Here is a 14,137-nt window from a genome sequence, read left to right as displayed (position 1 = left end):
CCCAACACCATTCTTCTACGACAAGCTACCAAGGTCTCACCACTAAAACGCCTGTCCCCCAACGCGTTAACACAAAGGTCACCTCATTTTTCGAGTTCGTGACCTTATACCGCTCAGTTTGCAGAACTGCTCGTTCCCTGCGAAAGGGGCTTGACGCCGCAGCTCCCTCGAGCGCCGTCACTGGTGAAAGCGCAAACACGAGCCCCTCTGGTTGTGGATCTAACGGGTCTTCGGCGCTACTCGTCTCACCAAATTGGCCAATTGGCCACGGCGTGGCCAATTGAATGAGAAGTGGCCACTTTATTTGAGAACCTACACCTACCGCGCCATATTCGCGAAGCGCGATAGGTGCAGCTGATGCGCGACGGTGACCGTCTTGGTCGGGCCGTTGCGGTGTTTGGCCACAATGAGATCCGCCTCGCCACCGCGTGGGTCATCCCGCTCGAATGCGTCGGGCCGGTTCAGCAGGATGACCATGTCCGCATCCTGCTCCAAACTCCCGCTCTCGCGAAGGTCCGACAGCATCGGCTTTTTGTCGGTGCGCTGCTCGGGACCACGATTCAGCTGGCTGATCGCGATCACGGGAACCTCGAGCTCTTTAGCCAAAAGCTTGAGATGCCTGGAGAACTCTGAGACTTCGATCTGACGCGACTCGACTTTCTTGCCGGAGGTCATCAGCTGTAGGTAGTCGACGACGACCAGGCGCAAGTCGGCCTTCTGCTTGAGACGACGTGCCTTGGCGCGGATCTCCATCATCGTCAGGTTGGGCGAATCGTCGATATACAGTGGCGCCTCGCTGATTTCGCTCATCCGCCGGGCCAGTCGCGTCCAGTCGTCGTCACTCATCCGGCCCGAGCGCATGTCACCGAGCTTGATCTTCGCTTCGGCCGACAGCAGCCGCATGACGATCTCGGACTTGCTCATTTCCAGGGAGAAGATGACGCTGGCCATCCGGTGCTTGATCGAGCACGACCGCATGAAATCTAGACCCAGCGTCGAGTTGTGCGTTGGCACCATGGCTTGGCTCGCCAAGTACATGTGGTCGGTGTTGGCCACTTCGACGCACCGCACCGGCACGCTATCGATCCGACGCACATCGACGATGTATCGCGCAGCCGAACGCGCAGTGTTAACAGCTCGACGACGTTCCTTGTGCAACAACGCCTTCCGCTGCAGCCCGAATACCTCATCGTCCGTGGCAAAGGTCAGCGTGTATGCGGTGCTGGATGATTCCTGGCGGCCTGCCACGCGCTTTGTCGAAGTTTGGCACCGGTAACCAAGGCTGACTACTAGCTCGGCGACATCGGTGGCCAGTCGGTAACTGGTCACCGAGAACTGCACACTGCCGCGGGCGGTCACAGTCCCATCGGTATCGAGCAGGCCTGCGAGCAATGCTCGCCGCTGCACGACCGAGCCACGCAGGTAGTCGACCGGAATGTGCTTTTCGCCAAGCACTCCGATGGTTCGCAGACGCGCCTGCAGCGTGCCGACTGAGCTGTGGCACTGCTGGCACAGCCGCATGCCGGTCGACGGGCATCCGCAACGAACGCAGGTTGGCTTTGGCACTGCAGCGGAAATGAACCGGGCACGACCGCCGCACGACCGTCCACAGGTTCGCACCTGGCTCGTTTGCGGAACGAACTCGCTTCCGCATACCACGCAGTGACGGTGGGGAATTTCGCCGCCTGGTGCTAAGCGCAGTTGGTAACGATAGCGCGCGGACGCCGATGGCACTGCGACATAGCCCTCGGCTTCGATCCGCATGATGATCTCAGGATCCGCCGAGGTGATCTGCGCAGCAGCGCTAGTCCCGTCGCCGAGCCACGCCCCGAATGTGTATGGCGCAATCAGCAATTCGCGATCCGGCAGATCGATAGCGGACGCGTTGGCAACACTATGGTTCAGTCGTCTGTCTGCGGTGTCACACCGCACGGTGGTCGCGATTTCTGCCGTCGTCCGCACCGCCGCGAAGGTCCTCTGGTTCTTGTAGCGGTTGTAACCCGCCGCCGCAGCCTGAGCCGATTTGCGAGACGCTCGGGTGTCCGTCAACCACTGATGCTCGGCATCGGCGACGATCACGGTGCCATCGGAGAACTCCACCTCGTAGCAGGGCCGGCCCAACATGACCTCCGTCGCGGCGACCACCCGCGTCGGCTGCCCGTCGGCGCCGATCAGCTCATCACCGACGACAACCTCGCCCATCGTGGTCCAACCGTCGGGCGTCGGCAGCGGCGTATCCAACGCCAGCGCCTTCCCCACACCCGGTCGAGCCGCGACGATGATCATCTGACCGGCGTGCAGACCATTCGTCAACTCGTCGAGCTCGGTGAAACCCGTTGGCACACCGCGCGCAATCCCGCCGTTGGAAGCGATCGCATCGATCTCGTCCATCGTCGGTTGCAACAGGTCTTCCAGCGGAACGAAGTCCTCCGACATCCGCCGTTCGGTGACCTCGTACATCTCGGCCTGCGCGCGGTCGACGACCTCGGCGACATCGGCACCCTCGGCCCCGGCGTAGCCGTACTGCACCACTCGCGTCCCGGCCTCGACCAGCCGGCGCAGCAGCGCCTTCTCCGCGACGATTCCGGCGTAGTAGCCGGCGTTCGCGGCGGTCGGCACCGTCGAGATCAAGGTATGCAGATATGGCGCCCCGCCGATCCGGCGCAACAGCCCGCGGCGGTCCAACTCGGCCGCGACCGTCACCGCGTCGGCCGGCTCTCCGCGGCCGTAGAGATCCAGGATGGCGTCGTAGACGTTCTGGTGGGCCGGGCGGTAGAAGTCGCTGGGCCGCAGCCGCTCGAGCACATCGGCGATGGCGTCCTTGCTGAGCAGCATGCCGCCCAACACCGACTGCTCGGCCGCCAGATCTTGCGGCGGCTGACGGCCGTAGTCCTCGCTCGGTGCTTCGGTATCCGGTCGACCCAGGTCATCTACGACAGCCACTAAACTCCCGCCTCCTCCACGACGTTCGAACGCGCATTCGACACCGGCGGCATGACGTTAAGCCACACCACCGACATCGCTCGACTCAGCCGAACCGCTTGATTCACCCCACGAAGGGGGGTCCCCACCCCAAGCGGATCAACGGCCTTCGCCCTCGTAACCGACTCAACTCGCGGACGGCGGGACACCCACCGCGAGCCGTCGAGCCGGTCTTCGAACGCCAGCATCACCTCACGACGGGTCGACGTTAAAGGTTGCTGGCGGCGACGACAAACGCGGTTGTTCATAACCCTGTGCATGGTGTGTGCATATCCGTCCGCGCCCGTGTTGAGGGGGTGTGGAGAACCTGTGGAGCAATATGCGTCGTTGCTACATCACTGCAGATAAGCGGACCACACACCTGCATATTTCGTGTGCATAGGAATATCTACGGCGTGTCGGGCGGGGTTGCCGTTTCGGGCGTGTTGTGTTGCGCCCAATGATTACCACCGTTAACGGACGGTAACGTTCGCTAAAGGTTGCTGGCGCCTAGGAGTTCGCTATGCGGACGTGAAAAACCCCGGGGCTGCCGTTTCGGCCGCCACCGGGGTTTACGGGTTTGAGACGCTCAGGCCTCGGCGACGACGTCGAGCTCGACCTTCACGTCCACCTCGGGGTGCACGTGCAATGTAATCGGATGGGTGCCGACTGCCTTGATGTGGCTCTTGGGCAAACGCACCACGCGCTTGTCGAGGTTGGGTCCACCGGCCTTGCGGATGGCCGTCACGACGGCACCCGTCGTGACCGAGCCGAACAGCTTGCCCGAGTCGCCCGCGGTCCTCACCGCGAGCGACACCGGGCCCAGTCCCTCGACGGCCGCCTTGATCTCGTTAGCGTGCTCGAGGTCGCGGACCTGCTTGGTGTCACGGGCGCGACGAATGTCGTCGGCCTGCTTCTGCGCCCCGCGCGAGGCGACGATCGCCAGGCCGCGCGGCAGTAGGTAGTTGCGGCCATAGCCGTCTTTGACCTCGACGGTCTCGCCGGTGGAACCGAGGTGGTCCACGTCGGCAGTCAAAATGAGCTTCATGTCTGCTGATTCCGTTTCTGCGTACCGCGATTAACGCGTCGACGAGGTGAAGGGCAGCAACGCAACCTCGCGGGCGTTCTTGACCGCGAGCGCGACGTCGCGCTGATGCTGGACGCAGTTGCCGGTCACCCGCCGGGCGCGGATCTTGCCGCGCTCACTGATGTAGGTACGCAGCAACTGGGTGTCTTTGTAGTCGATGTCCTGGCCCTTTTTGGAGCAGAACACGCACTTGCGGGTCTTGACCGGCTTCTCCGGTGCCGGGCGCCGCTTGGTGGACTTCGCCATGTCTTTCTCTTTCGTTCTGTCGTTAGTGCAAGTTTGTTAGAAGGGAGGCTCGTCGTCGCCGCCGCCGAACGAGCCCGATGCCGGGGCGCTGCCCCACGGGTCGTCGCCGCCGGCGCTACTTCCGCCGCCCTGGGATGACTGGGCGCGCGATCCTCCGCCGCCGCCGAAGCCGCCACCACCGCCGCCGCTGCGGCTGGCCTTGTTCACCTTGGCAGTCGCGTAACGCAATGACGGGCCGATCTCGTCGACCTCGAGCTCGACGACGGTCCGCTTCTCGCCCTCGCGGGTCTCGAACGAACGCTGCTTGAGCCGTCCGCTCACGATTACGCGCGAGCCGCGGGTGAGGCTCTCAGCCACGTTCTCGGCAGCCTCACGCCAGATGTTGCAGCGGAGGAACAGCGCTTCGCCGTCCTTCCACTCGTTGGTCTGACGGTCGAACGTCCGCGGGGTCGACGCCACCGTGAAGTTCGCGACGGCCGCGCCCGACGGCGTGAAACGCAGTTCGGGATCGGCAGTCAGGTTTCCGATAACCGTGATGACAGTGTCACCAGCCACTGAGACCTCCTAGGTCCATATGGGTCAAGCTCCGAATCGGCGAATCCGCTCAAGTCACGCTGAGCCTACGCAACGGCTCGGACGTGCTGCGGCCAATCGCCAACAGGTCTAGTGCTTGTCGGTGCGCATCACCTTGGTGCGGAGCACCGACTCGTTCAGGCTGAGCTGACGGTCGAGCTCGGACACCGTCGCGGGGGCGGCCTTTACATCGATGACCGCATAAATGCCTTCCGCATGCTTGGCGATCTCGTACGCCAGCCGGCGCCGACCCCAGATGTCGACCTTGTCCACCGAACCGCCGTCCTTGCGGACAACGTTGAGGAAGGTCTCCAGCGACGGAGCAACAGTGCGCTCGTCGAGAGTGGGGTCGAGGATGACCATGATTTCGTATGGACGCATGGGAACCTCATCACCTCCTATGGTCGTTTGCGGCCACGGCTCATTTCTCCGTGGCAGGAGGGTCGCCTGCGTCGGCAACCGTCGTAGGTTACCGGACAGTCGGCGAGCTTGCGAAATCGCTGCTCAGCGACTGACTGCGCCAGCGGTTTCGGCGGGTCGGCGCCGTCAGTGCACAGTCGATGCCGCAGGTGCGCGCTCGACCCGCTGCAGGCCGAGGGGTCGCAACCACTCCGGCAGCCACGCCGGTGGCGCGTCGGGGGCGCGGTCGAACACGCCGCCGGCCGGATCGTCGATGCGCCCGTCCCAGCGGACCAGGTCATCGGCGGGCCGGTAGATCTGGCGGACCACCAGCGCACACAGAATCACCACCGCGATGTCACGCAGCAGCACCGTCGTGGTGAACCACTGCTCCGGCAGCCCGCGATCGGGCACGCTGTAGAGGTAGTACATCCGCGGCACCCAGACCAGCGCATCGATCGTCATCCACGCCAGCAGGATTCGCCGATGCGGCAGCGCCAGCACTGCCAGCGGCACCAGCCACAACGAGAATTGCGGGCTCCACACCTTGTTGGTCAGCAGGAAGGCCGCCACCACCAAGAAGGCCAGCTGAGCTAACCGGGGCCGGCGCGGCGCCGTCAGCGCGACGTAAGCAATTGCAAGACAACACAATACGAACAGGGCCAGCACAACGCGGTTCAGGTTCGTCGGCGGCTGCCAGAAACCCAAATCGGTGTCGAATCCTCGCCACCCGGACAACGACTTGACCACGTTGTACAGCGAATCCATGTCTTCACCGCGACGAGCATTGAGCCGGAAGAACTCCGACCACCCACGCGGAAACAGCACGAGCACCGGCAGATTCACCAGCAGCCACATCACCACCGCCGCGGCCGCGGTGCGGGCCACCTCACGCAACCGTCCGACACGGATGCCCAGCACCAGCAACGGTCCGAGCAGCAACAGCGGGTACAGCTTGGCCGCGCCGCCCAGACCGATCAGCACACCGGCCAGCACCGGCCGTCGCCGCGCCCACGCCAGAAGCCCGCCGAGCGCCAACGCCGTTGCCAGCGCGTCGAAATTGGTGAAGATCTGAAAGATCACCAGTGGGGACGCCCCGACCAGCGCCGCGTCCCACACCCGCCGCCCGGCCAGGCCAGCGGTGGCCCACAAGGTTCCCAGCCAAGCCAACGCCAACCCGAGCGCGGCCACGTCGAAGAACACCACCACCTCGGCGATGACCGGCAGCGGGATCATTCTGCTCAGCGCCGTGTAAGTCTTGGCCAACGACATCGACACATATTGGTAGACCCCGGTGAGCACCGGATATTCCATGTAACGCACCGCGGGTTTGCCGTCATAGCGGGTCTGCGGCTTGCCGCTGCCGTCCTTCTCGATCCAACTCGACTTGTACGGAAAAAGACCCTGGCTCAACAATTCTGCGCCATACAGCGGCACGGTGTCGGAATAGCAGAGCTCGTAGTAGGCCCGCTGGTTCTGCCAGTTGGCGACGCGCTGGTCGCCAGGCCCGGTGCCGACGGTCTGCAGGCAGGGCGCCTTGGTCGACCAACCCAGCGCCAGGAACACCAACGCGATCAGGAACATCACCCGCAGCGGCGTCATGAACGCCGTTCGCCCGATGATCGCGTGCCGTCCCACCGGACCGCCCACGACGCCCGACAGCGCGGCGCCCAGAAAATCGTTGCGGCTGGGGCAATCCCGGTCATCGGCGGAGCGCAAGTCGTCGGCCAGGGGCCGCGGTGAGATGTCGGCGCGATCCGTCACGGCGGGGGCGGCGGTCCCGGCTCAGGGCCTCCCGGCGCCGGGGCTGGGCCCACCGGCACGGGTGCCACCGGGACGGTCGTCGGAGGACCGATCGGAATCGTGATGCCGGGCGCGATCTCCATTGTGGGCTGGATGACCGTCATCTGTGGCGGTTGTGGTGGCGGTGGCGCGGCGGGAACGCCGGCGGATCCGCCGATCTCGGTGGGTTTGGGAAACGACTCGTTGTTGGTGCCCTTCAGCGCACCGTCCATCGTCGCCTTCCAGATGTCGGAGGGCAGGCCGGAGCCGTAGACCGCCGCGCCCCCCTTGGTGACCAGCGGCACGTCACCTTTCACGGTGCCGACCCATACCGCGGTCGACAGCGACGGGGTGTAGCCGACCATCCAGGCGTCCTTGTCGGCGTCGGTGTCGCCGAGCTGAGTGGTTCCGGTCTTGGAGGCCGACGGTCGTCCACCGGCCAAAGCGTGACCGCGCGAATACGACGCGATCGGCTGCATCGCCGCGGTGACGTTGTCGGCGACGTCCTTGGGGATCCGCTGCTCACCGGAGTTGTTGGAGGTGGCGGCGTCGAACAGCACCTTGCCCTCGTTGTTGACCACCTTCTGCACGAAATGCGGGCGGTGGTAGATGCCGGAGTCGGCCAGCGTCGCGTACGCCGAGGCCATATCGAACGGCCGAGTCTGGTACTGACCCAACACGATCCCATTGTTGGGTGGGCCGCCCTTGCCGTCCTCGGACAGCGTGTGCGAGACACCCGGGAAGCTGTCGGCGACACCGGCCTGATGAGCGGCCTGAGCCACGTCCTCCGGCCCGTTCTTCAGCTTCAGCATCAACCGGTAGTAGGACGTGTTCAGCGACCGCTTCAGCGCCTCGGCGATGTTGCAGACCCCGCAGCCTTCACCCTCGACGTTGGTGATCTTGATGCCGTTGACGGTCAGCGGCGAGCTGTCGACCTGGTAGCCCAGGCCGATGCCCTGTTCGAGCGCGGCGACCAAAGCGAACACCTTGAACGACGACCCAGTCTGCAATCCGGCCTGGGCGAAGTCGAACCCGTTGGCGTCGGCGCCGCCGTAATACGCCTTGACCGCGCCGTCGTGCGGATCGATCGAGACGACCGCCGTGCGCATGTCGGCGTTCTGCCCGGCGAGGTACTTGGCCACCGCGTCCTCCGCGGCCTTCTGCGCCGTCGGATCGATTGTGGTCGTCACCTGCAGTCCCTGGGTGTTGAGCGTCTGCTCGTCGATATTGAAGAGCTCCATCAGCTCTTTGGTTACCTGACGCTCGATCAGCCCGTTGGGTCCGGTGGTCTGGTTCTGCTCGCGAGCCAGCTCGGGCGGCACGGTCGGCGGGAACTGCTGGGCCGCGCGGTCTTTCGCCGTCAGCGCTTTGTCATCGACCATGCCGTCGAGCACCCAGTTCCACCGCTCTTTGGCGCCGTCGAGGTTGACCGCGGGGTCCAATGTCGAGGGCCGTTGGATCAGCGCGGCCAGCAGCGCGCCATCGGCGACGGTGAGCTGTTCGACGGGTTTGTTGAAGTAGGCCTTCGACGCCGCTGAGATCCCGTAGGCGCCGCGGCCGAAGTAAATGATGTTCAGGTAGGCCTGCAGCACATCGTCTTTCGACCACTCCCCCGACATCTTGGTGGCGATGACGAGTTCCTTGGCTTTTCGGATCAGACCACCGACCCCGGCGCGCTGAGCTCCGACCAAGGCGTTCTTGACGTACTGCTGGGTGATCGTCGACCCACCCTGGGTGTCGCCGCCGAAGATGTTGTTCTTGAACGCCCGTGCGAAACCGGTGAACGAGAAGCCCGGATTGGAGTAGAAGTTTCGGTCCTCGGCCGCGATCACCGCCTGCCGGACGTGCACCGGCACCTGGTCGAGGTTGACGTCGACCCGGTTGCCTTCGGGCGGAACGATTTTGGCCAGCTCGGAGCCGTCGCTGGCCAGGATCGTCGAGACCTGATTGGTGCGGATGTCTCCGGGCCTGGGAATGTCGACGATGAAGTAGGCCATCGCGAACGTGACGATCGGCAACAGCAGGATCACCACGGCGCTGACGAGCAGCCCGCGCTTGACCCACGTCCAGTTGACGTGCTCCAGCCAGTCCCAGTCCAGGCGTTGAGCCCAGTCGGGCAGCGGTGGCTTCCCGCGCCGCGGGCCCTTCGGCGGTCCGGCGGGCGGCGGCGGGCCACCACCGGCGGGCGGCTTGCGCGGCGGCGACTTGGCGTTCAACGCCGACGAGGCCAGCGCCAGCGGGTCGCGCGGGTCGGCCGTGGCGCGCTGCTGGGCCCGGCCGTCCAGCGCGGCCTTGACCGCGTCGATCGGATCCCGGAACCGATTCGGAGCCTCGTCCTGCACCGGGGGAAGGATGGTGGTGAGCCTGTCGTCGGCGGGCACCGATGGTCGGGCGGGGGCCCGTCGCGGCTGCCTCGACCCGCCATTGGCCCCTGACCCTTTCGGGGCGTCAGCGGCTGAGTGGTCTTGCTGCCCTTCGTTATTCACTTGCCGTGCGGGCGCCGTCGCGCGCCGTCCGGGTGCCGCGTGACTTGCGCGGCGGACGCGCCGCCGGTGTCGCGCCGAGCACATACGACTTGACCAAGTGATTCCAGCTGCAGGTTCGGCATACCTCCACCACATGTACGGAGAACTCTTCGAACCGGGAGGCTAGCAACACCAACTCTTCGGCAGTCCGCGCAGACCCCGAGACCGCGCCGAGGTGGTCGCCGAAGACCCACGACACCAGCGTCAGCTGCTCCTTGCGGCAGATCGGGCACATCACCGAGCTGACCTTGCCGTGGAATTTCGCGGCCCGCAGTAGATAGGGGTTGGCGTCACACACTTCGGTGACACCCGTGCGGCCGGAATAGACCTCGGCGAGCAGCGAGCGCCGCCGAAGGGCGTAATCCACCACCTGTCGCTGCAACCGCACGATGACCAGAGTACGTCCGCTCGGGCGGTGCGGAGAGGTAGGTCGGTCACGTTTCCCGGCCACGAAGCGCTGACCTCGGCTCTAGGATCAGCGCGTGGCTAAGTGGCTTGGAGCGCCCGCCGCTCGCGGCGTCACCTCGGGGACCCGTGCGCGGGACGCTGACCGGCAGGAAGCCTGCCGGCTCCTGGACGACGCCCTCAGCAGCGGCGAGCTGTCGATGGAAGAGCACCGCGAGCGGGTGGGCGCGGCCACCAACGCAGTCACGTTGGGAGACCTGCGGCGGCTCGTCGAAGATCTGCAGTCCGACGGCGGCCCAGGGCCGGCACTCCAATCCGCCGACGGACACGGCGGGCTGACCGGCCGCTTTGGTGCACGGATCCGACGTGCCGGACTCTCTACCCTGGCGATCACATTGTCCGCGGGCCTGCTGGCCGGGATCGGAATCGGTTGGGGCATCTACGGCGATACCACTTCGCCGTTCGAGGTCGCCTCGGATCCCGGCGCCAAGCCGGACGGGGTGGCGCCGGTGGTGCTGAGACCGCCCACCCAGCTGCATTCCGTGGGCGGACTTACCGGCCTGATCGAGCAGGCGCGCAAACGGTTCGGAAATGTCGTCGGCTACCGACTGGTCGTGTATCCGACGTACGCCTCCTTCGACCGCCCAGACCCCGCCGACGACCGGCGGATACTGGATTCGGACTACCGCGGCGGCTGGGACGACCCGACGAACGAGGCCAAGAGCAGCGCCGACGCGGCAGACCCGGTGGACCTCAGCGCGTTCGACATCCCGACCGCGGTGGGCATCATGCGTGGCGCCCCCGACACGCTGCACATCAAGCGGGACGAGGTGAAGAGCAGCTACCTGATCATCGAACCCGCCCCGCGGCCCGTCACGCCGGGAGCCTTGTCGCTGTCGCTGCACGTCTCCAGCGATTACGGCAGCGGCATGATCATGTTCGGCGGCGACGGCACGATCAAGCGGGTGGACTTGTCGTAGCGACTACGACGCGCTGACCCCGCCCACCCTGGGCAGGAAGGCCGTGCGCACCGGCTCGGCGGCCCGATCAAGGCGGTTCGTGTCATCAAGCAAACCCCGCTCGACGAGGATCGGGCGCACTCCCTCGCCGAAGATGTAGGCCTCTTCCAGGTGCGGATAGCCGGACAGGATGAAGTGGTCCAGTCCCAGGTGGGCGTACTCGGCGATCCGGTCGGCGACTTCGGCATGCGACCCGACCAGGGCCGTGCCAGCGCCGCCGCGGACCAGCCCGACGCCCGACCACAGGTTGGGGTAGATCTCCAGCCGCCGAGCATCGGCGCCGCCCGCGTATTCCTCTCCACCGCCGTGCAATTGACGCATCCGGCGCTGGCCGACCGACTCGGAGCGGGCCAATGACTGCTGAGCGGCGGCGACCGTCTCGGGGCTCAGCGCTCCCAGCAGCCGCTCGGCCTCGGCCCACGCCTGCTCGCTGGTGTCGCGAGAGATGACGTGCAACCGAATGCCGTAGCTCAGCGTCCGGCCTTGCGCCGCGGCCAGCCCGCGGATCCAGTCCAGCTTTTCCTTGACCTGTTCGGGACGCTCACCCCAGGTGAGATAGGTATCGGCGTAGGCGGCCGCGACCTGGCCGGCTTCCGGCGACGATCCGCCGAAGAACACACCGGGCAGCGGGTCGGGGCGGCGGGCCAGCGACGCTTGCTCGACCTGAAGGTGCGTGCCGTTGACGGTGACCGGCTCATCGGCGGTCCACAGTCGACGGACGATGTCGAGGAACTCGCCGCAGCGCGCGTAGCGGTCCCGCTTGTCCAGGAAGTCACCGAAGGCGCGTTGCTCGGCGCTCTCGCCGCCGGTGACGACGTTGAGCAGCAGCCGGCCCCGCGACTGCCATTGAAAGGTGGCCGACATCTGCGCGGCCAGCGTCGGGCTGATCAAGCCGGGACGAAACGCCACCAGGTACTTCAGCGACTCGGTGTTGCCGATCAGCATCGCCGTGGTCAGCCAGGCGTCCTCGCACCACAGGCCGGTCGGGGTCAGGACCGCCTCGAAGCCGTTGATCTCGGCCGCCTGGGCGAGCTGAACGAGGTACTTCAGGTCGGCCGGCCGGTCGCCGCGCATGCTGCTGCCATGCCCGCCGGCGATCAGGTCGCGGGAGTCCCCGTAAGTCGGTAGGAACCAGTGCAAGTGAATCGACACGTTGTCTGGTTATGCCCCGCCGGACCGGATACCGACAGGCTTGCAACCACGCTGATTGCAAGCCGGTTGGCAGCCCGGCGACCAGCGGTTGAACGCAGCGAGAACGGGAGCTGGATTCCCGAAGTAGCGCCGAATATATCGGGCCGATACTATTGCGCGAGACTGTTGGTCGACATAGCAGCGCCGCACTCAGACGAGCAAAGGAGGTGACTTGATGCTGGAGCTCGCCATCCTGGGACTTCTGCTCGAGTCACCGATGCACGGCTACGAGCTGCGGAAACGGCTGACCGGATTGCTCGGGGCGTTTCGGGCCTTCTCCTACGGGTCGCTGTATCCCGCGCTGCGCCGGATGCAGGCCGACGGACTGATCGCCGAAAACGCCGCGCCGGCCGGCACGCCGGTGCGGCGTGCACGGCGGGTCTACGAGATGACCGACGCGGGCCGGCAGCGCTTCAGCGAACTGGTGGCGGACACCGGGCCGCACAACTACACCGACGACGGGTTCGGCGTGCACCTGGCATTTTTCAATCGCACGCCAGCCGAGGCGCGGATGCGCATCCTGGAGGGCCGTCGCCGCCAGGTGGAAGAACGTCGAGAAGGTCTGCGTGAAGCCATTGCGCGGGCCAGTAGCTCACTGGACCGCTATACCCGCCAGCTGCATCAACTCGGGCTGGAGTCCAGCGAGCGTGAAGTCAATTGGCTCAACGAGCTGATCGCGGCCGAACGCGTAGCGCAACGTAGCGCCGAGCAAGCGTGAAGCCCCTGCGAGTCCCAGTAATCCCCCTCAAGGAAAGTTAAGGAGAACGCCGTATGAGTGAGCAGAACGCGCCGCAGGCGTCCACCGAGGTCCGCGTCGCCATCGTCGGCGTCGGGAACTGCGCGTCCTCGCTGGTTCAGGGCGTCCAGTACTACTACGACGCCGACGAGAGCAGCACCGTCCCCGGCTTGATGCACGTGAAGTTCGGGCAGTACCACGTGCGCGACGTGAAGTTCGTCGCCGCGTTCGACGTGGACGCCAAGAAGGTCGGCTTCGACCTGTCCGAGGCGATCTTCGCGTCGGAGAACAACACCATCAAGATCGCCGACGTGCCGCCGACCAACGTGACGGTGCAGCGCGGTCCGACGCTCGACGGCATCGGCAAGTACTACGCCGACACCATCGAGGTATCCGACGTCGAGGCGGTCGACGTGGTCGCGGCGCTGCGCGAGGCTAGGGCCGACGTGCTGGTGTCCTACCTGCCGGTGGGGTCGGAAGAGGCCGACAAGTTCTACGCCCAGTGCGCGATCGACGCCGGTGTGGCATTCGTCAACGCGCTGCCGGTGTTCATCGCGTCCGACCCGGTGTGGGCCAAGAAGTTCACCGACGCCGGCGTGCCGATCGTCGGTGACGACATCAAGAGCCAGGTCGGTGCGACGATCACCCACCGCGTAATGGCCAAGCTGTTCGAGGACCGCGGCGTGCAGCTCGACCGCACGATGCAGCTCAACGTCGGCGGCAACATGGACTTCCTGAACATGCTCGAGCGCGAGCGCCTGGAGTCCAAGAAGATCTCGAAGACTCAGGCCGTCACGTCGAACGTGCAGCGCGAGTTCAAGACCAAAGACGTCCACATCGGCCCGTCCGACCACGTCGGCTGGCTCGACGACCGCAAGTGGGCTTACGTCCGTCTCGAGGGCCGCGCCTTCGGTGACGTTCCGCTGAACCTGGAATACAAGCTCGAGGTGTGGGATTCGCCGAACTCGGCCGGCGTCATCATCGACGCGGTGCGTGCCGCCAAGATCGCCAAGGATCGCGGCATCGGCGGACCGGTTATCCCGGCGTCGGCGTACCTGATGAAGAGCCCGCCGCAGCAGCTGCCCGACGACATCGCTCGCGCGCAGCTCGAAGAGTTCATCATCGAGGGCTAGTCCTCGTGCGAACGGCCCGTCACCTTGCCGGTGGCGGGCCGTTTCGCTTTTGGTCTCCTCCGCCACGAGCGCCGGACGGG

At 65.6% G+C, this 14,137-nt stretch carries 12 protein-coding genes; 3 read left to right on the top strand and 9 right to left on the bottom strand.

Annotated features, from left to right (window positions below):
* Positions 1 to 318: 318 nt before the first annotated feature.
* The 8 genes from dnaB to MKK62_RS08510 form a co-directional block, all read right to left on the bottom strand.
* Positions 319 to 2,943 carry a replicative DNA helicase gene (dnaB, locus tag MKK62_RS08545; protein WP_240261489.1) on the bottom strand — a complete coding sequence of 875 codons (2,625 nt, stop codon included), beginning with the start codon at positions 2,941 to 2,943 and terminating at the stop codon, positions 319 to 321.
* A gap of 607 nt (positions 2,944 to 3,550) precedes the next feature.
* Positions 3,551 to 4,009 (bottom strand): 50S ribosomal protein L9, encoded by a 459-nt coding sequence (gene rplI, locus MKK62_RS08540; RefSeq protein WP_240261490.1) that lies wholly within the window; start codon positions 4,007 to 4,009, stop codon positions 3,551 to 3,553.
* 30 nt (positions 4,010 to 4,039) lie between these two features.
* Positions 4,040 to 4,294: a 30S ribosomal protein S18 gene (gene rpsR / locus MKK62_RS08535; RefSeq protein WP_240261491.1), complete on the bottom strand. Its 255-nt coding sequence runs from the start codon at positions 4,292 to 4,294 to the stop codon at positions 4,040 to 4,042.
* Positions 4,295 to 4,330: 36 nt separating this feature from the next.
* Complete coding sequence (locus MKK62_RS08530; RefSeq protein ID WP_240261492.1) at positions 4,331 to 4,849, bottom strand: single-stranded DNA-binding protein; 519 nt, start codon at positions 4,847 to 4,849, stop codon at positions 4,331 to 4,333.
* 108 nt (positions 4,850 to 4,957) lie between these two features.
* Positions 4,958 to 5,248, bottom strand: a complete 291-nt coding sequence (gene rpsF / locus MKK62_RS08525) for a 30S ribosomal protein S6 (protein ID WP_240261493.1) — start codon at positions 5,246 to 5,248, stop codon at positions 4,958 to 4,960.
* Between the two features lie 165 nt (positions 5,249 to 5,413).
* On the bottom strand, positions 5,414 to 7,030 hold the full coding sequence (locus tag MKK62_RS08520) for a glycosyltransferase family 87 protein (protein ID WP_240261494.1): 1,617 nt from the start codon (positions 7,028 to 7,030) through the stop codon (positions 5,414 to 5,416).
* Complete coding sequence (locus MKK62_RS08515; RefSeq protein WP_240261495.1) at positions 7,027 to 9,534, bottom strand: transglycosylase domain-containing protein; 2,508 nt, start codon at positions 9,532 to 9,534, stop codon at positions 7,027 to 7,029. Before MKK62_RS08515 ends, MKK62_RS08520 begins: the two co-directional genes overlap by 4 nt.
* Positions 9,527 to 9,961, bottom strand: a complete 435-nt coding sequence (locus MKK62_RS08510; RefSeq protein ID WP_240261496.1) for a DUF5318 family protein — start codon at positions 9,959 to 9,961, stop codon at positions 9,527 to 9,529. The genes MKK62_RS08515 and MKK62_RS08510 overlap by 8 nt, the downstream gene beginning before the upstream one ends.
* A gap of 94 nt (positions 9,962 to 10,055) precedes the next feature.
* Between MKK62_RS08510 and MKK62_RS08505 the strand changes: the two genes are divergently transcribed.
* Positions 10,056 to 10,958 (top strand): DUF1707 SHOCT-like domain-containing protein, encoded by a 903-nt coding sequence (locus MKK62_RS08505; RefSeq protein WP_240261497.1) that lies wholly within the window; start codon positions 10,056 to 10,058, stop codon positions 10,956 to 10,958.
* Positions 10,959 to 10,961: 3 nt separating this feature from the next.
* Here the strand turns inward: MKK62_RS08505 and MKK62_RS08500 are convergent, their stop codons facing one another.
* On the bottom strand, positions 10,962 to 12,149 hold the full coding sequence (locus MKK62_RS08500; RefSeq protein ID WP_240261498.1) for an LLM class flavin-dependent oxidoreductase: 1,188 nt from the start codon (positions 12,147 to 12,149) through the stop codon (positions 10,962 to 10,964).
* 214 nt (positions 12,150 to 12,363) lie between these two features.
* Here MKK62_RS08500 and MKK62_RS08495 point away from each other — a divergent pair, with 214 nt between their 5' ends.
* Together MKK62_RS08495 and MKK62_RS08490 are read left to right on the top strand one after the other, a co-directional pair.
* Positions 12,364 to 12,906 carry a PadR family transcriptional regulator gene (locus MKK62_RS08495; RefSeq protein WP_240261499.1) on the top strand — a complete coding sequence of 181 codons (543 nt, stop codon included), beginning with the start codon at positions 12,364 to 12,366 and terminating at the stop codon, positions 12,904 to 12,906.
* 53 nt (positions 12,907 to 12,959) lie between these two features.
* Entirely contained in the window at positions 12,960 to 14,057 is a 1,098-nt protein-coding gene (locus MKK62_RS08490) for an inositol-3-phosphate synthase (protein WP_240261500.1), read from the top strand.
* Positions 14,058 to 14,137 lie beyond the last annotated feature (80 nt).

The organism is Mycobacterium paraterrae (assembly GCF_022430545.2).
Taxonomy (GTDB): Bacteria; Actinomycetota; Actinomycetes; order Mycobacteriales; family Mycobacteriaceae; genus Mycobacterium; species Mycobacterium paraterrae.
Note: the sequence above shows the minus strand (reverse complement) of the source record. Positions and strands in the feature narration are given on the sequence as shown.

What these genes read in the sequence shown, in the direction of transcription:
- rplI (WP_240261490.1), bottom strand. Translation starts at nt 4,009, where the DNA reads ATGAAGCTCATTTTGACTGCCGACGTGGACCACCTCGGTTCCACCGGC.
- rpsR (WP_240261491.1), bottom strand. Translation starts at nt 4,294, where the DNA reads ATGGCGAAGTCCACCAAGCGGCGCCCGGCACCGGAGAAGCCGGTCAAG.
- rpsF (WP_240261493.1), bottom strand. Translation starts at nt 5,248, where the DNA reads ATGCGTCCATACGAAATCATGGTCATCCTCGACCCCACTCTCGACGAG.
- MKK62_RS08495 (WP_240261499.1), top strand. Translation starts at nt 12,364, where the DNA reads ATGCTGGAGCTCGCCATCCTGGGACTTCTGCTCGAGTCACCGATGCAC.
- MKK62_RS08490 (WP_240261500.1), top strand. Translation starts at nt 12,960, where the DNA reads ATGAGTGAGCAGAACGCGCCGCAGGCGTCCACCGAGGTCCGCGTCGCC.